3 protein-coding genes are annotated in these 23,993 nt (G+C 72.1%); all 3 read right to left on the minus strand.

Annotated elements, in window-relative coordinates; genetic code table 11:
- Positions 1-18: 18 nt before the first annotated feature.
- From C8E96_RS29520 to C8E96_RS29530, 3 genes are read right to left on the minus strand one after another with little or no spacing between them, the layout of a single operon-like run.
- Entirely contained in the window at positions 19-13,767 is a 13,749-nt protein-coding gene (locus tag C8E96_RS29520) for a type I polyketide synthase (protein WP_166658153.1), read from the minus strand.
- A gap of 8 nt (positions 13,768-13,775) precedes the next feature.
- Complete coding sequence (locus C8E96_RS29525; RefSeq protein WP_091377619.1) at positions 13,776-18,470, minus strand: type I polyketide synthase; 4,695 nt, start codon at positions 18,468-18,470, stop codon at positions 13,776-13,778.
- Positions 18,471-18,498: 28 nt separating this feature from the next.
- Entirely contained in the window at positions 18,499-23,985 is a 5,487-nt protein-coding gene (locus C8E96_RS29530) for a type I polyketide synthase (RefSeq protein ID WP_407642659.1), read from the minus strand.
- Positions 23,986-23,993: the final 8 nt, after the last annotated feature.

Below are 23,993 nucleotides of genomic sequence, written 5' to 3' on the forward strand. Positions count from 1 at the left end.
TGGGGGAAGCCATTTGGGTCACCGACCGCGCCTGCGCGCGCCCGCCGCCTCGAGCCCGGAGCGGCGCAGCTGGGCGCGGACGCCGCCGTCGCCGTTCGCGGTCTCGGCCGCCGCGGGCCCGTCCGCCGCCGCCTCGATGACCTTGGCGAGGGAGGCGACCGTGGGCGCCTCGTAGAGGATGTGCGGCGGCAGTTCGTCGAGCTCGAACTTCTTGCGCAGCGCGGCGACGATGTTGACGCCGAGCAGCGAGTTGCCGCCGAGTTCGAAGAAGTTGTCCAGCACGCCGACCTGTTCCAGGCGCAGCGCCTCGCACCACATCGCCGCGATGGTCTCCTCGGTGTCCCCGGACGGCTCCTGGAACAGCGTCACCAGGTCCGGACGCGGGTGGCGGGTGCCGCCGCCCTCGGCCATCGCGGAGGACATCACCGCTTCGAGGGTGAACTGCGAGCTGAACCGGACCATCGTGTCGAAGTCCTGTGTGGACACGACCACGCGCGGCTCGCCGCAGTCCAGGGCGCGCAGCAGCGACTGCCAGCCCTCGGCGAAGCCGATGCCGATGCGCTCCCGGTTCTCCAGCAGGAACTCCTGCAGGGTCTCCGAGTAGCCCGCGAGCCCGTCGGCCCACGCGTTCCAGATCCACTCGCCCCAGTCGACCGAGAGCACATTCCGACCGGTGGCGGCGAGCTGGTGGGCGTAGGCGTCGAGGAAGGCGTTGGCGGAGCAGTAGTCCACCTGGCCGGGGCCGCCGCCGGTGGCCGAGGTGATCGAGGAGAACAGGACCCAGAAGTCCAGCTCCACCTCGTCGGGCTCACCGATGCGCAGCGCCTCGGCGATGGCCAGGGTGCCCGCGACCTTGGGCGCCAGCACCTGGTCCAGCTCATCGGGCTGCTTGAACTGCATGAGCCCCATGCCCGGCACACCCGCGGCGTGCAGCACGCCGTTGAGCGCGCCGAACCGCTCCAGGGCCACGTCGACCGCTCGTCTGACGTCGGCCGCGTTGCTGACGTCACCGGCGACGATCTCGACCTCCGCGCCGAGTTCGAGCAGCGCGGACACACCGGCCACCCGGCGCCGCTGGATCGGGTTGCCCGCGTCCCCGGCCAGGATCGCAGGCCAGGTCTCCCGCTCAGGCAGGCCGTTGCGGCCGAACAGGACCAGCTTCGCGCTCCGGTCCATGGCCAGCTGCTCGGCCATGGCCAACCCGATGCCGCCGAGGCCACCGGTGATCAGGTAGACCCCGCCGTCCCGCAGCACCGTGCTGTCCACAGTGGAGGGGGCGGTCATGGACTCGTAGGAGGGCAGCCACCGCCTGCCGTGGCGCAGGGCCACGATCCGGTCGGTGAACGGCCTGCCCAGCTCGGCGACCAGCGCCTTGACCGCGCGGGCGCCGAGGTCGGCGTCCACGTCGAGCAGCCGGGCGCTGACCGTCGGGTATTCGAGCGGGATCACCATGCTCGGCCCGGTCAGGGTGGCCGCGTGCGGGTTTGCCTTGTCGCCGGGGAGCACCTGCTGGGTGCCCGCCGAGGCGACGTCGAGCGACCAGCCCTCCATGCCCAGCTCACCGGCCGCCCTGGCCAGCGCGACCAGGGTGTGCAGGCCGAGTCGGACGGTCTCGTCGCCGGACTCCTCGCCCAGCGTCCACAGGTGCACCACCCGCTCCAGCGGGGTGCCCGCCGTGCGCAGGTCGCGCAGCAGGGCGAGGGTGTCGTCGACGTTGCCCGGCCGCAGCGTGTGGCTGTTCTCCTCAACCGAGTAGGCCGTGCCCGGGCGGACCAGGCGCAGCGTGGCCCCGGTCTTGCCGATCGACTTCTGGAGACCCGCCACCACATCTTCAGCCACGCCGTCGCGGGTGAAGACCAGCCATGAGCCCGGCTGTCCTTCCACCGGCGCGGGCGACGCGGTCTGTCGCCACACCGGGAGGTGCAGCCACTGCTCCTGCGGCAGCTTCGGCAGGTCCGCGAGCACCTCCAGGGTGGCCTCCGCCGGGATCTGACCCGCCTGCAGCACGGCGCCGCGAACCGGGGGCTCGATCCAGTAGTCCTGCCGCTGGAAGGGGTAGGTGGGCAGCGGGATCCGGTTGGGCTGGGTTGCCAGATCGGCGTCCGGGTTGTGGCGGTCGTGGTAGGTCGTCCAGTCGAGCTCGACGCCGGTCAGCCAGAGCCGGGCGAGGCAGTCGGTGAAGACCGCGTCGTCCGCGCGGCTGTCACCCGCGGGCGGCAGCGTGTTCAGGATGAGCGGCCAGCGGCTGGGCGGGCAGTTCGCGCCGCGGATCATCGCGCCGAGCGACTGGCCCGGACCGATCTCGACGATGACGAGTTCCTCGTCGGCCAGCAGCGTGGCGATGCCCGAGGCGAACTGCACCGTCTGGCACATGTGCCGCGCCCAGTAGGCGGGGTTGGTGACCTGCTGCGCCGTCACCCGGGTTCCGGTGACGTTGGAGATGTAGTCGATCTCCGGCGCGTTGAGGGTGAGGTTGTCCTTGACCCACGTGGTCAGCTCGTCGCTGATCTCGTTGAGCATCCGGGAGTGGAACGCGTGCGTGGTCTGCAGTTCCCGGCACGGGACCTCGGCCTCGCGCAGGTCCGCGACGAAGGCGGCCATCGCCTCGGTCGGGCCCGCGACGACCGTCATCGACGGCCCGTTGACCGTGGCGATGTCGAGGCCGCGGTCCTGGAGGTTGTAGGCGCCCAGTTCCGCCACCGACAGCGACACCCCGGCCATCGCGCCGCCGGGCAGCGCCTCGATCAGCTTCGCGCGGTGCGCCACCAGCTTCAGCGCGTCCGGCAGAGACAGCACGCCCGACAGGCACGCGGCCACGTACTCGCCGAGGCTGTAACCGAGCATCACCTGCGGCTGCAGGCCCCACGTCATCAGGGTCTTGGCCAGGGCGTACTCCACCGCGAACAGCGCGGGCTGCACAACCTCCGTGCGCTCCAAAGTGGACGCTCGCGCATCGGGCGCCGATCCGTTGCGGCCCATCAGCGCGGCCAGGTCGAGGCCGCCGCCGCGCTCCCCCGCCAGCAGGTCGGTGAGGTCGACGTCGGGCAGGGCGTCGGCGAGGTGACCGACGCACTCGTCGAGCACCGCGCGGAACACCGGCTCCCGCTTGTACAGCTCGGTCACCATGCCCGGGTACTGCTCGCCGACACCGGCGAACACGAACGCCACCTGCCTGCCGGTGGTGGTGTCGACCCGGCCGAGCAGCCCGGCCACGTCGCCGTCCAGCATCGCCTTGGCGCCCTCGACGCTGTCGGCGACGACCGCGCGGCGGTGCTCGAAGGTCTTGCGCCCGACCTGAAGGGTGTAGGCGATGTCGAGCAGCCGGGCTTCGCTGCCGTCGAGGTGCGAGCCGAGTCGGGCGCAGGCCGCCTCGATCGCGCCGTTGTTGCGGGCGGAGACCGGGATGACCTGGTAGCGGCGGCTCGTCTCCGGGTCCGCGGGCGGCGGCACCGGACGCTCCGGCGCCTGCTCCACGACGACGTGGACGTTGGTGCCGCCCATGCCCAGGGAGTTGATGCCCGCGATCGGCGGCTTGCCGTTGGTGGGCCACGGGGACAGCTCGGTGTTGACGTAGAACGGGCTGTTCTCGAAGTCGATCTGCGGGTTCGGGCTGGTGAAGTGCAGCGTCGGCGGGATCACCTGCTCACCGATCGCCAGCGAGGTCTTGATCAGACCCGTGACACCGGCGGCGCGGTCGAGGTGGCCGACGTTGGTCTTCACCGAGCCGATCGCGCAGTACTGCTTGTCCTTCGTGTCACCGAAGGCCCGGGTCAGGGCCGCGACCTCGATCGGGTCGCCGAGTTCGGTCGCGGTGCCGTGCGCCTCGATGTAGCTGACGTCGTCACCGGTGATCCCGGCGTCGGCGTGCGCGTCGACGACCACGCGGGACTGCCCGACCACGCTGGGCGCGGTGAACCCGACCTTGAGGGCGCCGTCGTTGTTCATCGCCGAGCCGCGGATGACCGACCAGATGTGGTCGCCGTCGCGCAGCGCGTCCGACAGTCGCTTGAGGACGACCACGGCCGCGCCATCGCCGAACATGCTGCCCCGGGCCTGCGCGTCGAACGTGCGCACGTGCCCGTCCGGCGACTCCATGCCGCCCGCGGCGAACTCGTGGCCGATCTTGTCGGGCACGCGGACCGACACACCGCCCGCCATCGCCATCTCGCACTCGCCGTTGCGCAGCGCCTGGATCGCCATGTGGGTGGCCACCAGCGAGGTGGAGCAGAAGGTCTGCACCGCGACGCTCGGGCCGTAGAGGTCGAGCAGGTAGGACACCGTGAGGGTCAGGGCGTCCTTGTCGTTGCCCATGATCACCTCGTAGGTGCTGAACTCGCCGTCGGCGAGCCGCTCCGGCATCCGCATGAGGTAGGTGCTCAGGTTCGCGCCGCCGAACACGCCGACACGGCCCCGGTGCTCGGGCACGACGTAGCCGGACTGCTCCAGCGCCTCCCAGCAGACCTCCAGGAACAAACGCTGCTGCGGGTCGGTGATGGCGGCCATGCGCGGGCTCATGCCGAAGAACGCCGCGTCGAACCCACGCACGTTGTCGAGCACCGGCCGCGCCGGAACGTACGCCGGGTTCGCGATCTCCTCCGGCGTCACGCCCGAGGCCAGCATCTCCTCCTCGGAGAACACCTTGATCGACTCGACGCCGCCGCGCAGGTTGTCCCAGAACGCGGCCACGTCGGGCGCGCCGGGGAACCGGCCCGCCATGCCGACCACGGCGATGCGCCGGTCGTCGGTCAGCTCCACCGCGGGCCGCTCCGGGCGAGCGGTGACCGTCGTCTTTGCCTTGCCCGACTTGCCTTCCGGGTCGAGCACCAGCGAAAGCGCTTGCACGGTGGGCGATTCGAACAGGGTCACGGCCGCGACCGCGATGCCGAAGCGCTTCTTGACCAGCGCCAGCATCTGCAGGCCGAGCAGCGAGTTGCCGCCCAGGTCGAAGAACGCGTCCTTGATGCCGATCGGCTCGATGCCGAGCAGGTGCGACCACAGCTCACACAGCGACTTCTCCGTCGCGGTGACCGGCGGCGCGTAGGGCTGCGGCAGGTCCGGGCGGGGCAGCTTCGGTCCGGTGCTGACGACCTCGGAGACCGTCACCGCCCTGGGCAGCCGCTCGTCGAGGCCGCCCGCCGCCACGACCAGCCACGGGCCGGGCTCGGCCAGCAGCTTGTCGAGGGCGTCGAGCGCTTCCTCGGCGGTCATGGCGTGCTTGGACATCGCCGCGCCGAGCGTGCCGTGGCCGTTCTCCACCGACCACGTGTCCCAGCTCGACGAGATCCAGCACGTGGGGATCTGGCCCGCCGTGTAGCGCATGTGGTTGCGGTAGCCGATCGCCGCCAGCGCCGCGTTGGACGCCGCGTAGCAGGCGAAGGTGATGCCGCCGAGGACCGCCGACGTCGAGGAGAACAGCAGGCAGAAGTCCGGGGCCTGCTCGTCGGTCAGCTCGCCGAGGAGGGTCTCCAGGACCCGCACGCCGACGACCTTCGCGCCGAAGTGCAGGCCGACGGCTTCCTCGTCCACCTCGCGCAGCGCCCGGAAGGTGTCCGGGTCGGTCACGGCGGCGGCGTGGACGACACCGTCGAGGGTGCCGCCGTCGACCAGGAGGTCGGCGATCACGGCGCGCATGCCGTCGAGGTCGGTCACGTCCACCGCGGGGGTGATGACCTCGGCGCCCAACTCCTGGAGCCGGGCGACGCCGTCGCTGCGGCGGTCGCCGATACCGGTGGGGACGCCGCCACGGCTGGTCAGGACCAGCCTGCCCGCGCCCTGCTTGGCGAAGTGCTCGGCGATGAGCAGGCCGAGGTCACCGAGACCACCGGTGATCAGGTAGGTGCCGCCCTTGCGGACGGAGTGGTTGCCCGCCTTGCCCGAACCAGGCTCCATGGGGGCGAACCCGCGCACGTACCGGGTGCCGCCGCGGTAGGCCATGAGGACGTCGCCGACGTCCTCCGGCCGCTGGATCTCCGCCAGCAACGCCTGCGCCGCCTCGGCCGCGTCGCCGGTGACGTCGACCGTGCTGCACTCCAGGTTCAGGTATTCGAGGTTGGCGACCATCTGCAGGATCGCGGCGGCGGACTGGGCGGGCAGCGGGGTGTCGCCCTCGCTGATGACCTGGCCGCCGCGGGTGACGACGATGACGCGGGCGCTGCCGCTGCCGTCACTGCCCCACGCGTCGAGCATGGCCGCGGTCGGCCGGACCACGTCCCGGCCATCCACATCGGACTCGGGGTGGTCGAGCAGGCGCAGGTCCACGACGATGTTCTGCGTCTTGGACGCGTGCTTGCGCACCAGGGCCGCGTGATCGGCCGCGGTCAGCGCGCCGCTCGGAACCACTACGGCTTCGGTGCCCACCGCCCGCAGGGACTCGGCGAGCGCGTCGGCCACGCCGAGGGTGTCGGCGTAGAGCACGCAGGTGCCGAGCGTCGCGGGCTTGCCGACGATCTTGGCCTCGGTCCAGTCCGGCCGCATGACCCGCACGTGCGGGCCTTCGTCCTCGACCACGACGGGCTTGCCCGCCGCCGGGAGCGCGGGTCGACCCGAGGACTCCATCCAGTAGCGCTGACGCTGGAAGGGGTAGGTGGGCAACGGAATGCGGTTGGGCTGGAGGACGTCGTCAGCCGCATCTTCGTGGCGGTTGTGGTAGACGGTCCAGTCCAGGTCCACGCCGTTGAGCCAGAGCCGGGCGAGCAGGTCGGTGAGGACCGCGTCGTCCGCCCGGGTCTCGTTGGCCGAGGGCAGGGTGCTGAGGATGAGCGGCCAGCGGGTGGGCGGGGCGCCCGCGCCGCGGATCATGGCGCCGAGCGACTGGCCGGGGCCGATCTCGATGATCGCGAGTTCCTGGTCGGCGAGCAGCGTCTCGATGCCCGCGGTGAACTTCACGGTCTGGCACATGTGCCGCGCCCAGTAGGCGGGGTTGGTCGCCTGCTCGGTCGTGACCCGGGTGCCGGTGACGTTGGAGATGTAGGGGATCTCCGGGGCGTTGAGCGTGAGGTTCGCCTTGACCCACTCGGTCAGCTCGCCGCTGATGCCGTCGAGCATGCGGGTGTGGAAGGCGTGCGTGGTCTGCAAGGGGCGGCACGGGATCTCCGCCTCGCGCAGGTCCGCCACGAAGGCGTCGACCGCGTCGACCGGGCCTGCGACCACGGTCATCTGCGGCCCGTTGACCGCCGCGATGTCGAGGCCACGCTCGGGGAAGCCGAACTGCTCCAGTTCGGCGACGGGCATCGGCACGGCGACCATCGACCCGGCGTCCACCGTGTCGATCAGCTTGGCGCGGTGCGCGACCAGGGCCAGCGCGTCGGGCAGGGACAGCACGCCGGACAGACATGCGGCCACGTACTCGCCGAGGCTGTAGCCGAGCATCACCTGCGGCTGCAGACCCCAGGTCATGAGGGTCTTGGCCAGCGCGTACTCCACGGCGAACAGCGCGGGCTGCACGATCTCCGTGCGCTCCAGTGTGGACACACGCTCGTCGGTGCTGTCATCGCCGCGACCCAGCAGGGCCGCGAGGTTGGCGCCAGCGCCGCGCTCGCCGGTCAGGAGATCCTTCAGGTCGACGTCCGGCAGGGTCTCGGCGAGCCGCGCGAGGCAGTCGTCGAGGACACCGCGGAACACCGGTTCGCGCTGGTAGAGCTGGTTCACCAGGCCGGGGTACTGCTCCCCCACGCCGGAGAACACGAACGCGACCTGCCTGCCGGTGGTCGTGTCGACCCGGCCCAGCACCTCGCCTTCGGTGAGCGCTGTCGCGGCCTCGTCGATACCGGCGGAAACCAGCGCGCGGCGGTGCTCGAAGGTCTTGCGCCCCACCTGAAGGGTGTAGGCGACGTCGGCCAGCCGGGTGTCCGTGGCCGAGCCGAGGTGCGCGCCGAGCTGGGCCAGCGCCTCGTCGGCGGCGACCGCGCTGCGGGCCGAGACCGGCAGGACGTGGTAGCGCCGGGCCGACTCGGGGTTGGCCGCGGTGGCCAGGGCGCGTTCGGGCGCCTGCTCCACGACGAGGTGGACGTTGGTGCCGCCCATGCCGAGGGAGTTGATTCCCGCGATCGGCGGTCGGCCGTCGCGCTCGGGCCACGGGGACAGCTCGGTGTTGACGTAGAACGGGCTGTTCGCGAAGTCGATCTTCGGGTTGGGCGCGGTGTAGTGCAGGCTCGGTGGGATCACCTTGTCCCACAGGGCGAGCGAGGTCTTGATCAGGCCGGTGACGCCCGCCGCGCGGTCGAGGTGGCCGACGTTGGTCTTGACCGACCCGATGGGGCAGAACTGCTTCTCTTTGGTGTCACCGAAGGCGCGGGTCAGGGCGGTGACCTCGATCGGGTCGCCCAGCTCGGTCGCCGTGCCGTGCGCCTCGATGTAGCTGACGTCGTCGCCGGTCACGCCCGCGTCGGCCATCGCGTCGATGATCACCCGGGACTGGCCGATGACGCTCGGCGCGGTGTAGCCGACCTTGAGCGCGCCGTCGTTGTTCATCGCGGAACCGCGGATGACCGACCAGATGTGGTCGCCGTCGCGGATCGCGTCCGACAGTCGCTTGAGGACGACCGCCGCGGCGCCGTCGCCGAACATGCTGCCCTGCGCCTGCGCGTCGAACGTGCGGACGTGGCCGTCCGGCGACTCCATGCCGCCGGGCATGTGCTCGTGGCCGATCTTGTCCGGCACGCGGATGGAGACACCGCCCGCGATGGCCATTTCGGACTCACCGCTGCGGAGGCTCTGGATCGCGAGGTGGATCGCCACCAGCGAGGTCGAGCAGAACGTCTGCACCGCGACGCTGGGGCCGTACAGGTCGAGCAGGTAGGAGACGGTCGTGGTCAGGGCGTCCTTGTCGTTGCCCATGATCACTTCGTAGATGGAGAACTGGCCGTCGGTGAGGCTGGCGGGGTTCTGCAGCAGGTAGGTGCTGATGTTGGCGCCGCCGTAGACGCCGACCCGGCCGCGGTGCTTGGGCGTCACGTAACCGGCCTGCTCCAACGCTTCCCAGCACACTTCGAGGAACATGCGCTGCTGCGGGTCGGTCACCGCCGCCATGCGCGGGTTCATGCCGAAGAAGCCGGCGTCGAAGTCGCTGACGTTGTCGAGGACCGGGCGGGCCCGCACGTAGGACGGGTCGGAGAACTCCTCCCGGGTGACACCGGAGGCGAGCAGTTCCTCGTCGGTGAAGAAGCTGATCGACTCGACACCGCCGCGAATGTTGTTCCAGAAGGTCCGCACATCGGGCGCGCCGGGGAACCGGCCCGCCATGCCGATGACGGCGATCCGGCGGTCGTCATCGTTCTCCTGGCGAGCGCGCACCTTGGTGATGGCGGGCGTGGTCGACGCGGGGGCCGCGACGCCGTGCTGGTCGAGGATGGCCGCCAGGGTGTGCACGGTCGGGGCCTCGAACAGGGTGACCGCCGGAAGCGAGACGCCGAAGCGCTTCTTGACCAGCGCCAGCATCTGCAGGGCGAGCAGCGAGTTGCCGCCCAGGTCGAAGAAGGCGTCCTTGATGCCGACCGGCTCGACGCCGATGACGTCGGTCCACAGCTCGGCCAGGGACCGCTCGGTCCGGGTCAGCGGCGGGGCGTAGGACTGCGCGAGTTCCGGGCGCGGGAAGCGGTCCGCCGCGCCGACCGTGGTGTCGAGCATGGCCGCCGCGCGCGGGAGCCGGTCGTCGAGACCGCCTGCCGCGACGACGAGGTTCGGCTGCCGCTCGGTGAGCAGCCTGTCGAAGGCTTGCAGGCCCTCCTCGGTGCTCATCGAGTGGGCGACCATCGCCGCGCCGACCCCGACCTGCATCCGCTCCAGGGTGATCGACCAGGTGTCCCAGCTCGCCGCGATCCAGCACGTCGGCGACTCGCCCGCGACGAAGCGGGCGTGGTTGGCGTGGCCGACGGCGCTCAGGGCGGCGTTGGCCGCCGCGTAGCTGCCGAAGGTGATGCCGCCGAGGATCGACGACGTCGAGGAGAACACGACACAGAAGTCCGGCGCCTGCTCGGTGGGCAGTTCGCCCAGGACTTCGCCGAGGGCGAGCGCGCCCGCGACCTTGGCGCCGAAGTGCCAGTCGACGGCTTCGGTGTCGATGTCGCGCAGGGCCCGGAACGTCTCGGGTCCGGTGACGGCGGCGGCGTGCACGACACCGTCGAGCCTGCCGTCAGCCAGGGTCTCGGCGAGCATGGCGCGCATCGCGGCGGCGTCGGTGACGTCCACGGCGGGGGTGAGGACTTCGGCGCCGAGGGCACGCAGCCGGGCGACGCCGTCGCTGCGGCGGTCGCCGATGCCGGTCGGGATGCCGCCGCGGCTGGTGAGGATGAGCTTGGCGGCGCCCGCGGTGGCGAGGTGCTCGGCGAGGATCAGGCCGACGTCACCGAGACCGCCGGTGACCAGGTACGTGCCGCCACGGCGGATCGGGGTGCCGGGACGGTCGGATTCGGTCGGGGCGTAGCCGCGGACGAAGCGGACGCCCTTGCGGTAGGTGGCGAGGACGTCGTCGGCCGGGCGGCGGACCTCCGCGGCCAGGGCTTTCGCCGAGGCTTCCGGGGTGGCGACCGGGTCGAGGTCGACCGTGCGGCATTCGAGGTTGAGGTATTCCTGGTTGGCGACCACAGGCAGGCCCGCGGCGGCGGCGTGCGCGGGCACCGGGCTCTCGGCCGTGGTGACCGCCTGGCCGCCGCGGGTGACCAGGATGACCCGGGTGTTGCCGCCCTGGCCGCCCCAGGCGTCGAGCATGGCGGCGATCGGGGCCACCACGTCGCGTCCGTCCTCATCGGACTCTTCGCGGTCGAGCAAACGCAGGTCCACCAGGGTGGTCGGGATCTCGTCGGTCTCGGCGAGGCTGTGCGCGTCGCGGAGCACGACGACGTCGACCTTGTCGGCGCGCAGCGACTCCGCCAGCGCGTCGGCCACACCGGTGGCGTCGGCAAGGAGCACACAACGTTCCAGTGGCACCAGGTCGCCGGTCAGCGCCGTGTCGGTCCACTGTGGAGTCATGAGCCGGACGTGGTCGACCGGCTCGTCCAGCTCACCGACCAGGAGGTTCGCCGAGACGGCCGCGACGGCGGTCTGGCCGATGGGCGGGTCGATCCAGTAGCGCTGCTTCTGGAACGGGTAGCTCGGGAGGCCGACCTTGCCGACGGAGCGGTCGTCCTGGTAGCCGGCCCAATCGATCGGGACACCGGCGAGCCACAGTCGGCCGACCGCTTCGGCGAGCATGACGCTCGCCTGGCGCGGGTCGCCCGCCGCGGGGATCGTCGGCACGACCAGGGGCCAGCGGTCCTGCGGGCAGTCGCGGTGGCCGCGCACCATGGCGCCGAGCGACTGGCCGGGGCCGATCTCCAGCAGCGCCAGGTCGCCCTGCTCCAGCAGGGTGCTCAGGACGGCGTCGAACTGGACCGGCGCGCACATGTGCTCGGCCCAGTAACCCGGGTCGGTCAGCTGCTCGGCGGTGGCGAGGGTGCCGGTGACATTGGAGATATAGGGGATTTCCGGCGCGTTGAGGGTGACGTTCGCGGCGACCCACTCGGTCAGCGCGGCGCGGATCGGCTCCAGCATGGCGGAGTGGAACGCGTGCGTGGTGGCCAGCGGGCGGCTGGGCACGGCTTCGCCTTCGAGGAAGGTCCGGAGCGCGTGCATGGCCTCCGGCTCGCCCGCGACCACGGTCAGGTCGGGTCCGTTGACGGCGGCGACGTCGACGCCGGTGATGCCCGCGCGCTCGATCAGGTCGCGGACGTCGGCGGCGGACTTCGGGATCGCGGCCATGGCGCCGCCGGGCATCGCGTTGATCAGCTGGGCGCGGCGGGCGACCAGCGCCAGCGCGTCCGGCAGCGACAGGACACCGGCGAGGCAGGCGGCGACGTACTCGCCGACGCTGTAACCGGCGAGCACGGTGGGCCGGATGCCCCAGGACTCCAGGAGCCGGGCGAGCGCGTATTCGACGGCGAACATGGCGGGCTGCAGGCGGTCGGTCGACTCCCCAGCGCCGGGCGTGGTGTCGCCTTCGCGGCCGAGCAGCCAGCTCAGGCCGGAGCCGTCGGTGGATTCGCGGGAGCTCAGCATCTCTTCGAGCGGGTCGAGTCCGAGCCGCTCCACCAGCACCATGCGGCACTCGTCGAGCACGGCACGGAAGACGGGCTCGGTCTCGTAGAGGTCCGCGGCCATGCCCGGGTACTGCTCGCCGGTTCCGGCGATCAGCAGGGCGACGTCGCGGTCGGCGCGGCCGTCGGTGCGGCCCAAAGCCGCGCTGTCACGAAGGCTCGCGACCGTGCCGTCCACAGTGGAGGCGACGATCGCGCGGCGGTGTTCGAACACCTGGCGGCCGGTCTGCAGCGTGAACGCGACGTCGGAGAGACGCTCGGCGCCGGTGTCGAGATAGTCGGCGAGGCGGGTGGTCATCGCGTCGGCCGCGTCGGCGGAGCGCGCGGACCAGACCAGCAGCTCAGGCCTGGGCCGGGGCTCCGGGCGCGAGACGAGCGGAGCCTCCTCGACCACGACGTGCGCGTTGGTGCCGCCGATGCCGAAGGCACTGACACCCGCGCGGCGGATGTGGATCTCCTCGCGGGGCCACGCGGTGAGGCTGGTGACGACCTCGAGTCGGGCGTCGCCGGTGCTCAGCTGGCGGTTCGGCTCGGTGAGGTTGCGCGAGGGCGGGATCTCCTCGTTGCGCAGGGCGAGCGCGGCCTTGATCAGGTTGGTGACACCGGCGGCGCGGTCGAGGTGGCCGACGTTGGTCTTGATCGAGCCGATCTTGACCGACTGGTCGCGGAACACCTGCTGCATGGCGGCCAGCTCGGCGGCGTCGCCCAGTGCGGTGCCGGTGCCGTGGGCCTCGATGTAGTCGATGTCGGCGGGGGTGAGGTCCGCACAGGCCAGGGCCTCGGCGATGACCGCGGCCTGGCCCTGCACGCCGGGGGCGGTGAAGCCGACCTTGCGGCCGCCGTCGTTGTTGACCGCCCAGCCGCGGATGACGGCGTAGACGCGGTCCCCCTCGGCGATCGCGTCCTCAAGGCGGCGCAGCGCGACGACACCGACGCCGCTGCCGACCAGGCTGCCCAGGCCTGCCGCGTCGAACGCCCGACACTCGCCGTCGGGTGGGGCGATGCCGCCCTGCTGGTAGAGGTAGCCGACCCGGTGCGGGACAGCGACATTCACGCCGCCCGCGAGCACGAGGTCGCTCTCGAAGTTGGCCAGGCTGCTCGCCGCCGCGCACACCGCGACCAGGGAGGTCGAGCAGTAGCTCTGCACGGCGTAGCTGGGCCCGGTGAGGCCGAGCGTGTGCGCCACGCGGGTGGTCAGCGAGTCCTTGTCGTTGGCGAGCCCGACCGCCAGCTCACCCATGGACGCGGCGATCCCGCTGGGCGAGAGGTTGTTCTGCAGGTAGGAGCTCCACGAGCTGCCCGCGATGACGCCGATGGCACCGTCGAACCGGGTCGGGTCGCAGCCGGCGTCCTCCAGCGCCTCCCAGCTGTGCTCCAGGAAGAGGCGGTGCTGCGGGTCGAGGATCTGCGCTTCCTTCGGGTTGACCCCGAAGAAGCCCGCGTCGAACAGCTCGATGCCGTCGAGGACCGCGCCCGCCTTCACGTAGCCGGGGTCTTCCAGCAGTTCGCGCGGGACACCCGCGGCGCGCAGTTCGTCGTCGGTGAACCGGGTCAGCCCGGACAAGCCCGCGCGGATGTTGGCCCACAGCCCGGCGACATCGGCGGCGCCCGGGAAGCGCCCGGACATGCCGACGATCGCGATGTCGGTGCTGGGCACCATGGTGTCCCCGCGGTCGTTCATGTCGTCGTTGTCAGTCACGTGATTCCTCATTTCCGCGAGTCCGAACGGGCGCGGCGCCGCCGCTGCCCACGAGCCGAGCTGGTGGCGAGCACTTGCTCGGAGGTCTGGTCAGGCCCGTCCGGGCGGTCCAGGGCCGCGGCGAACGCGGCGACGGTCGGGTGCTCGAACAGCACCGCGGGTGCGATGGTCGAGTCGAGTTCCTTCTCCACGGCGCGCACCATCGCCATGCCGACCAGGGAGTTGCCGCCCAGGTCGAAGAACGGGTCGTTGACGCCGACGCGGTCGATGCCCAGGTAGGCCTGCCACACCTCGGCGATCGTGGTTTCCAAATCGGTGCGCGGCGCCACGAATTCCGTGCGCAGCAACGGCCTGGGGAACCGCTCCCCCGCCGGCGCCACGAAGCTGGCGTTGACGAGCGCGTCGATGTCGACGAGCGCGGTCCACTCCCTCAGCGCTTCAGCCATGGGCTGACGCACGGCGAGCACGCTGCCGTGTCCTCGGCCCACCACGCGGTCGAGGAAGGCGTTGCCCGCCTCGTCGCTGAAGCCGTACTTCTGCCGGTACTGGCTTGCCCGCTCGGCCAGGTCGCTGACGCTGCCGTCGCCCGCGTCCTGCCAGGCGTCGTGCAGCCACGGGCCCCAGGCAACGGTCACCACCCGGGTCGACGGCGCGGTGGCCGCCAGGGCGGAGCCGTAGGCGTCGAGGACGGTGTTCGCGGCGCAGTAGTCGCCCTCGCCGATGCCGCCGAACGCGGTCACCGCGGAGGAGTACAGCACCAGCAGCTCAGGTCGTTCCTCCACTGGCGAGTCCGGTCCGACGAGTTCGGCCAGCGGGCCCATCGCGAGGATCTTCGGCGCGAGTACAGCGCCCGCGCCGTCGATGGTCTGGCGCTGCGCCATCCCGCTGGCGGGCAGGCCGGCGACGTGCAGGACGCCGGTCAGCTCGCCGAAGTGCTCGCGGCAGCTCCGCAGCGCCGCACGCAGCTGGTCGGGAACACCGACGTCGGCGGCCAGGGTGAGGACTTCGGCGCCCGCCGCTTCCAGTTCCGCGACGTCGGCCGCGGGGGCGACGCCGGAGCGGCTGACCAGCGCCAGTTTGCGCCCGCCTGCGCGCACCAGGTGCTTGGCCAGACCCATGCCGAGGCCCCGGGTTCCGCCGGTGATCAGGTACACGCCGTCCGCGCGCCACGGCCAGTCCGCGTTGTCCTGTGTGGACACTTCGGCCCAGTCGTTGATCCACCGGCGACCGCGCCGCCAGCCCGCGACGGTTCCGTGCGGGTCGCTCTCCCTGGCCAGTTCGTAGCCAAGGTGAGTCGCCGAAAGGTCGTCGGTCTGGTCGGGGTCGAGGTCGACGCCGCTCCAGGTGAGGCCCGCGAACTCGTGCTGGACGACTCGGGCGAGGCCGTGGCCGGCGGAGCGGTAGGGCGCGGGGGCGTCGGCGCCGAGGATCTCCATGCCGCCGCGACTCACGGTCAGCAGCCGCATCCCGTGGCTCGCGGGCACTTCGGCAAAGGCCTGCACGGTGAGCAGCAGGCTGTCGAAGGCGTGTCGGATGGAGCCACGCAACTCGTCGTCGGTGGCGTAGACGGGTGTCGCCGAGTCGGCTAGCAGGCTCCAGGTGTGGACGACGTGCACCGGTCCCGTGTCGGCCAGTGCGGTGGCAGCGGCGCGGACCTCGCGGTAGTGCTCGGGCTCGGCCGGGTCGATGACCATGCGGTCGCCGTCGCGGCTCAACGCGGTGCCGGGAACGACTTCCAGCACGGGGGTTCCGGTCGCGGCGACCATGGCGGCCAGCCGGGTGCCGACGCCGTCCGGGTCGGCGAACACCACGAGCGGACCAGACAGGCGCGACAGCGGCGCGGCTTCCGGGGTGACATCACGGCGCCACGAGGGTGCGTAGCAAAGCTCCGCGGGCTGGGTGCGCTTGGTCGTCGCGGTCCCGCCCTGATACGTCTGCTCCGGCCAGAAGCGGGTGCGCTGGAACGGGTACGTGGGCAGGCTGACGATCCGGGCGCCGTCCTGGCCGGCCCAGTCGACGGCGACACCGAGTTCCCACAGCTGCCCGCAGGCCGCCAGCAGCTCGACCCGCTCGTCGGGGGTCTCCCGCCCGGCCCACAGCGCGGGCAGCGTCCCGAGCACCGACGCTTGGCCCGCGGTGAGGTTCTGGCGCACCAGGCCGCCGAGGGTCTGGCCCGCGCCGAGTTCGAGGAACACGTCGATGTCCTCGGCCAGGCAGTGCCGCACGCCGTCGGCGAAGCGGACCGGGTTGACCAGGTGGTCGGCCCAGTACCCATGGCTCGTCGCCTCGGCAGCGGTCAGCGCGGCCCCGGTGTGGTTGGAGACGATCGTGGTGGTCGGTGCCTGGCGCGGCACCGAGTCGATCAGCGCGGCGAGCTTGTCGCGGACCGGTTCGAGCAGCGAGGAGTGGAACGCGTGCGCGGTGCGCAGCGGCCTGCACGCGACACCGCGGGAGGTCAGCAGCCCGGACACCGCCGTCAGCGCCTCGTCGACTCCGCTCAGCACGGTCATCGACGGGCCGTTGAGCGCGGCCACGTCCACCTCCGCGCCGCTGTCGGCGATCGCGGCTCGCACGGTGGTCTCGTCGGCGGCGACCGCGACCATCCCGCCCGCCGGGGCGGAGCTGATCAGCCGGGCCCGCTCCACGACCACGTGCAGGGCGTCCTCCAGGGAGAACACGCCCGCCAGGCAGGCGGCGACGTACTCGCCGAGGCTGTAGCCGATCAGCAGGTCGGGCGTGACTCCCCAGTGCGCCAACAGCTTCGCGAGGGCGTACTCGACGGTGAACAGGAACGGGTGCGCGATCTCGGCCTGGTGCATGGGGTCGTCATCGGAGGTGGCTGTCGGGCCGCGGCCGAGCATCGTGGCCAGGTCGTCGGCGACCGGGGCCTTGTCCTCGCCGAAGAACACCGGGCGCAGGTCCACTCCGCTGCGCGACTGCGCGATCTCGACGCAGGTGTCCACCGCCGCCGCGTAGACCGGTTCGGTGCGGTACAGCTCGCGGCCGAGACCGAGGTACTGGTCGCCGGTTCCGGGCAGCAGGAACGCCACGCGGGGGCGCTTCTTGGCCAGGACCAGCTCGCCCGCCGAGGCGGCGCCGCTCAGCCTGCGGATCGCCTCGGCGGTGTCGGTACAGAGCAGTGCGCGGCGGTGGTCGTGCTCGGCGCGGCCGGTCTGCAGGGTGTGCGCGACATCGGCGAGGTCGGCGTCGGGCCGTGCTTCGAGCCAGCCCGCGAGGCCTTCGAGCTGGGCGCGCAGCGCGGAAGCGCTCGTCGCCGACACCGGCAGGACGTGAGTAGTGGCGGCGCTTTCCGTGCGCTCAGTGGGTTCGGGTGCGGACTCCAGCACGAGGTGCGCGTTGGTCCCGGACCAGCCGAACGAGCTGACGCCGCCGATCCGCTTGCTCTCGGGCAGCCGGACCTGGGTCGCGGCGGGCTGGACCGTGCCGTCCGCGGGGATGGCGACCGCCGGTTCGGACAGGTGCAGGTTCTCCGGCACCAAGCCGTTCTCCAGCACCAGCACGGTTTTGATCAGCCCGGCGACGCCCGCCGCCGACTGGGTGTGGCCGATGTTCGTCTTCACCGCGCCCACATGCAGCGGGCGGTCCCGCTTGCCGAAGACGTCGTGCAGCGCGGACAGCTCGATCGCGTCGCCGAGCTGGGTTCCCGAGCCGTGCGCCTCGACGTAGTCGACTTCCTCGGGGCGGACCCGGGCCGCGGCGAGCGCGCGGCGGATCACGTCGACCTGGGCGCCGCGGCTCGGCGCGGTCAGCCCGTTGCTGCGGCCGTCCTGGTTGACCGCGGAGCCACGCAGGACCGCGCGGATACGCCGCTTGTTGCGAATGGCCGAGGACAGCCGCTCCAGGACGACGAGGCCGCCGCCCTCACCCATGACGTAGCCATCGGCGCCGCTGTCGAAGGTCTTGCACAGGCCGTCCGGCGCCAGCATGGAGGTGGCGCAGGCCTGGACGTAGATGTCGGGGTGGATCATCAGGAACGCGCCCGCGGCGACCGCGAGCTCGCATTCACCGCGCCGCAGGGCTTCCGCCGCGAGGTGCACGCCGACCAGCGAGGACGAGCACGCCGTGTCCAGCGTGACCGTGGGCCCGCGCAGGTCGTATTGGTAGGCGAGCCTTCCCGCGACGACGCTCGCCGACACGCCCTGGCCGAAGTACGGGTCGGCGACGACGCCCGGGCCGGTGAACTCCTGCTCCAGCCGTCCATATTGGACGGTGTCCATGAAGCCGACCATCACGGCGGTCCGGCTCCCGGCCAGCTTCGCCGGGGTGGTGCCCGCGTTCTCCAGGCCCTCCCACAGCAGCTCCATCAGCAGCCGCTGCTGCGGGTCCATCCGCAGCGCCTCCTGCGGCGAGAGGCCGAAGAACTCCGCGTCCCAGCCGCTGATGTCGGGGAGGAACGAGCCGTGCCGGGTGTAGACGCCGCCGACGGCACGACGGTCGGGGTCGTAGTAGTCGTCGACCTGCCAGCGCGACGGCGGGACCTCGACCACGCCGGTCCGGCCGTCGCGCAGCAGGTCCCAGAAGCTCTCGACGGTGTCGCCGCCACCGGGGTACCGGCACGCCATGCCGACGACGGCGATGGGCTCGTGCCGGGTCTCCTCCACCTCGGCCAGGCGCTTGCGGGCCTCGGTGAGGTCGACGGTGACGCGCTTGAGGTACTCGCGCAGTTTGTCCTCAGTGGCCATGAGCCGAGCCTTTCGGGGAATCGGGGGGTCAGAGCTGGCTGTCGATGAAGGCGAAGATCTCGTCGTCCGAGGCGGAGCGGATCTTGTCCTGCACCCCGGCGGACCCGTTCGTCTCGGCGCCGAGCCGGGCCAGCGTGCTGTGCAGAATCGCGATCACCTTGGCCCGCGCGGATTCCCCGTGCTCGGGGAGCATCCGGTGCACCTGTTCCAGTGAGGCCCGCAGGGTGTCCTCGGGTGAGGGCGCCTCGGGGGCCAGGGTCCGGTGCAGGTACTCGGCGAGCGCGCGCACCGTGGGGTGGTCGAAGGCGAGCGTGGCGGGCAGCCGAAGTCCGGTCTCGCCGCCGAGTCGGTTGCGCAGCTCCACCGCGGTCAGCGAGTCGAAACCCAGGTCGCCGAACGGCCGGTCGAGTCCCACACTGTCCACTGTGGCCTGGGCGAGCACGGCGGCCACGTGGGTGCGGACCAGGTCGGTGAGCACCTGGCGGGCCTCGTCCTCGGTCAGTGCGGCGAGTTTCACCGCCAGCCCGCGCGATCCCGACTCCGGTCCGGCCGCCGCCCGGCGGACACCGCGGACCATCCCGGTCAGGACCGGGGGCAGGTCGCCGCGCTCGGCCCGCGACCGAAGGCCCGCCAGGTCCCAGTTCGCGGCGACGACCAAGGCCTCCGGCTCGGCCAGGGCGGCGTCGAACAGGGCCAAGCCCTGCTCCGGTGTCAGCGCGGCGATTCCGGTTCGGGCCAGCCGGGCGACTTCGGCCTGGGTGAGCGCGCCGGTCATGCCGGTCGCGTTGTCCCATAGGCCCCAGGCGATCGACACCGCGGGCAGGTCCAGCCTGCGCCGGTGCGCGGCGAGTCCGTCGAGGACGACGTTCGCCGCCGCGTAGTTGGCCTGTCCCGGGGTGCCCAGAACGCCCGCCAGGGAGGAGAACAGCACGAACATCGACAGCGGCACGTCGCGGGTCAGCTCGTGCAGGTGCCAGGCCGCGTCCACCTTCGGCCGCAGCACGGTGTCGAGCCGATCGGCGGAGAGGTCTTCGACCATGCCGTCGTCGAGCACGCCCGCGGTGTGCACCACACCGGAGAGCCGTGGGGCCACGTCGGCCACCAGCGCGGCCAGCGCGTCGCGGTCGGACACGTCGCAGGCGACCACCTCGACTGCCGCGCCGAGGCTTTCCAGCCGCGACACCAGCTCCGCGGCGCCTGGCGCGTCGGCGCCGCGCCGGGAGGTCAGCACCAGCCGCCGCACGCCGTGCCCGGTCACCAATCGCTCGGCAACCAGCGCGCCAAGGCCGCCGGTGCCACCGGTCACGAGCACCGTGTTCAGCTTGTCCAGCTTGTCCACGTCACGGGGCGCGGGGATCGGCCTGCGGGCGAGGCGGGGAACCAGGACGGTTCCGTCGAACCCGTCCCGCACGACCAGCTGGGACTCGTCGAGCGCCACCGCGGCGGCCAGCGAACCCCAGTCGGCGAAGCCGTCCGGCACATCGGCGAGCACGAACCGGTCGGGGTGCTCGGACTGGACCGAGCGGACCAGACCCCACACCGCGCCGCCGACCACACTGCAGGGCCGGTCACCGGAGTCCGGGCCGACCGCGTCGGTCGTCAGGAACACCAAGCGGGCCTGGGGGAACAGCTCGGTGTCGATCCGGCCGATCCAGCGCTGGACCGTGTCGAGCACGCGGGCGGACAGCTCGCGCACGGCGTCGGGCACGTCCATCCGCTCGGCCGCCGTCGCGACGACCACGAAGTCCGGCATCGGCCTGCCACCGGCCACCGCCGCGACCAGCGCGTCCAGATCGGCGAACCCGTCGATGCCGGGAACCGGCTTGCCCAGGGAGGCCCAGCGGGAGAGGTCTTCGTCCGGCGTGACGGCGAGGTCGACCCAGTCCACCCCGAGCGCGTCGGTGGGCGAGGGTGCGCCAACGCGCAGCGACTCGACGGCGACTTCCCGAATCCGGAGCGACTCGATCGCGAAGACGAGTCGGCCCGTGGTGTCGGCGGCCTCGACTCGCGCGTCGTCACCCGTGACCGTCAACCGCACGCGCAGGGCCGACGAGCCGGTGGCGCACAGCCGGACGCCGCCGAAGACGAACGGCAGCCGCAGCTCGCCGAACCCCGCCGCCAGGGCGATCGGGTGCAGCGCGGCGTCGAGCACGGCGGGGTGGATGCCGAATCCGGTGACGTCGAGGCCTGCGGGGGCGGCGATCTCGGCGAACAGCTCGTCGCCCTGGCGCCAGACCCCGACGACCCCCTGGAAAGCGGGCCCGTAGTGGTAGCCGAGGGCCGCCAGGTCGCGGTATCCGCGCTCCGCGTCGCCGACGGCCCCGCCGCGCGGGGGCCACTGCTTCGCCCACTCGCAGACCTCGTCGACCGAGCCGGTGCCGACCGCACCGGAGGCGCAGCGCACCCAGGCTGAACCGGAGCGCGAGTAGACGGTGACGGTTCGGCGCTGTTCGGCGTCGGCCTGCCCGACCGCGAGCTGCACGTCCACGGACCCGGTCTCGGGCAGGACGAGCGGGTGTTCCAGGGTCAGTTCGTCCAGGTGGTCGCAGCCCGCGACCGCGGCCGCTTCGAGCGCCAGCTCGACGAACGCGCTGCCGGGGAACAGAACCGTGTCCTCGACGGCGTGGTCGGACAGCCAGGGCATGGCTTCGCGGGACAGCGTGCCGGACAACAGGAAGCCACCGTCGGCCATCGGCACCACGGAGGTGAGCAGCGGGTGCTTCGAGTCGGTGCCCGCGGCGCGTCGAGTCGCCTGGAGCCAGAAGTGGCGCCGGTCGAACGCGTAGGTGGGCAGGTCGACCTGGCGCGGCGCGGCACCGAGCACCGCGGTCCAGTCGACCGGCGCTCCGATGACGTAGGCGTGGGCGGCGGCGGTGAGGAAGCGCCGCCAGTCACCGGTCCCCCGGCGCAGCGATCCGCAGGCCTGGCCCGGGATTCCCGCCGCGGCGAGGATGTCCTCGACGTCGCCACCGAGCACCGGGTGCGGGCTGACCTCGATGAACACCGGGGTGCCGTGGCCGGCGAACGCGGCGACCGCCTGGTCGAACCGCACCGGCTCGCGGAGGCTGTCGTACCAGTAGCCGGTGGTCAGGTCGGTGGTCGGGATGAAGCCGCCCGCCATGGACGAGCAGAACCTGATGTCGGTCTCGGCGGGGGTGATCCCGGCGAGCACCGTGCCCAGTTCGTCGCGCAGGGCCTCGACGTGCGGGGTGTGCGAGGCGTAGTCGACGTCGATCCGCCGGGTCTTGACCATTTCACCGCAGGCCGCGACAAACTCGTCGAGCGCGTCGCCGTCGCCCGCAACGACCGCACTGGCGGGTCCACTGTGGACCGCGATCCAGAGCCGGTCGGCCCAGGGAGCGATCCGCTCGGCGACCTCGGTCGCGGGCAGGGCCACCGCGAGCATCCCGCCGGTGCCGCCGAGCTTGACCAGCACGCGACTGCGCAGCGCCACGATCCGGGCGGCGTCTTCGAGGGAGAGGGCGCCCGCAATGTGTGCGGCGGCGATCTCGCCTTGGGAATGGCCGACCACGGCGGCGGGCTCGACCCCGATCGAGCGCCACACCGCGGCCAGCGACACCATCATCGCGAACAGCACCGGCTGGATCACGTCGGAGCTGTCGAGCGTGGGCGCGCCATCGTCGGCCCGCAACACGCTCAGAACCGACCAGCCGGTGTGCGGCGCGAGCGCCTTGTCGCACAGGGCGAGCTGGTCGCGGAAGACCTCGTTCGAGTCCAGCAGGTCGACGGCCATGCCCACCCACTGCGTTCCCTGGCCGGGGAACAGGAACACCGGCCGGGCGTCGGCGGGCGCCACACCCTCCACAATGGACGTGTGGGGTTCGCCCGCGGCGATGGCCGCCAGGGCCGCCACCAGCTCGGCCCGGTCGTCGGCGATCACGACAGCCCGGGAGGCCAGCGTCGTGCGCCGTGCCAGCGCCGGTCCGGCGGCCGCGAAGTCGGCGTCGGACGCGGACTCCGCGAACGCCCGCAGCCGCTCGGCCTGCGCCCGCAGCGACTTCTCGGTCCGGGCGGACACGACCCACACCAGCGGGCCCTCGGTCACGGCTTCGTCGGAAGCGGTCTCTGAGGGGCCCACTTCAAGGATCACGTGCGCGTTGGTGCCGCTGACCCCGAAGCTCGACACCCCGGCCCGCGCGGGCCGGTCGTCCGCGGGCCACGGCGCGGGCTCGGTGATCAGCCGGACGCCGCCGTTGTCCCAGTTCACATGCGGGGACGGCTCGTCGGCGTGCAGGGTGGGCGGCAGCGTGCCGTTGCGCATCGCCATCACCATCTTGATCACGCCCGCGACACCGGCGGCGGCCTGGGTGTGGCCGATGTTCGACTTCAGCGACCCCAGCCACAGCGGCCGGTCGGCGGGCCGGTTCTTGCCGTAGGTGGCGAGCAGGGCCTGCGCCTCGATCGGGTCGCCGAGCCGGGTGCCGGTGCCGTGCGCCTCGACGGCGTCGACCTCGCCCGCGTCGATCCGGGCGTCGGCCAGCGCCTGCCAGATCGCCCGCTCCTGCGACGGCCCGTTCGGCGCGGCCATGCCGTTGCTGCGGCCGTCCTGGTTGACCGCGGAACCCCGCACCACCGCGAGGATGCGGCGTCCATTGCGCTGCGCGTCGGACAACCGCTCCAGCAGCAGCACGCCCACGCCGTCGGACCACGCGGCGCCGTCGGCGTCGGCGGAGAAGGACTTGCAGCGGCCGTCCGGGGACAGCACGCGCTGCCTGCAGAACTCGACGTACATGTCCGGGGTCACCATCACCGTGGTGCCGCCGGCGAGAGCCATCGAGCACTCGCCGTTGCGCAGCGCCTGAACGGCGAGGTGCAGGGCCACCAGCGAGGAGGAACACGCGGTGTCCACGCTGAGCGCGGGGCCTTCGAGGCCGAAGGTGTAGGCCACCCGGCCGGGCAGGATGCAGGGCAGGCTTGAGGTGTAGAGCGTGCCCTCGACCTCCTCGGGGACCGCGCCGAGGAACTGGGTGCCGTAGAAGTCGAACATGTTCCCGATGTAGACGCCGGTGCGCGACCCGCGGATCGCCGCCGGGTCGATGCCCGCGCGTTCGAAGACCTCCCAGGTGGTCTCCATGAACAGCCGGTGCTGAGGGTCGGTCGCGAGCGCCGCGCCGGGGCTCATGCCGAACAGGCCGGGGTCGAAATCACCGGCGTCGTAAAGGAAACCGCCGTGCCGGGTGTAGGACTTGCCCAGCGCGTCGGGGTCCGGGTCGTAGAGCCCGTCGAGGTCCCAGCCCCGGTTGTCGGGGAACTCGCCGATCGCGTCCACCCCGCCGGCCACCAGGTCCCACAGCTCCTCGGGACTGGTCACGCCGCCGGGGAACCGACACGCCATGCCGACGATCGCGATCGGCTCCTGGCGGGCCGACACGACACTCTCGGATTCGGTGAGGCGGCGGCGGGTGTCGGCAAGGTCGACGATGACGCGCTTGAGGTAGCCGCGCAGTTCTTCCTCGGTCGCCATGTCCCAGCCTTTCCAAGCAATGATGATCAAGCGGTGGT

The sequence above is a fragment of the Actinokineospora alba genome, from assembly GCF_004362515.1.
GTDB classification, from domain to species: Bacteria; Actinomycetota; Actinomycetes; order Mycobacteriales; family Pseudonocardiaceae; genus Actinokineospora; species Actinokineospora alba.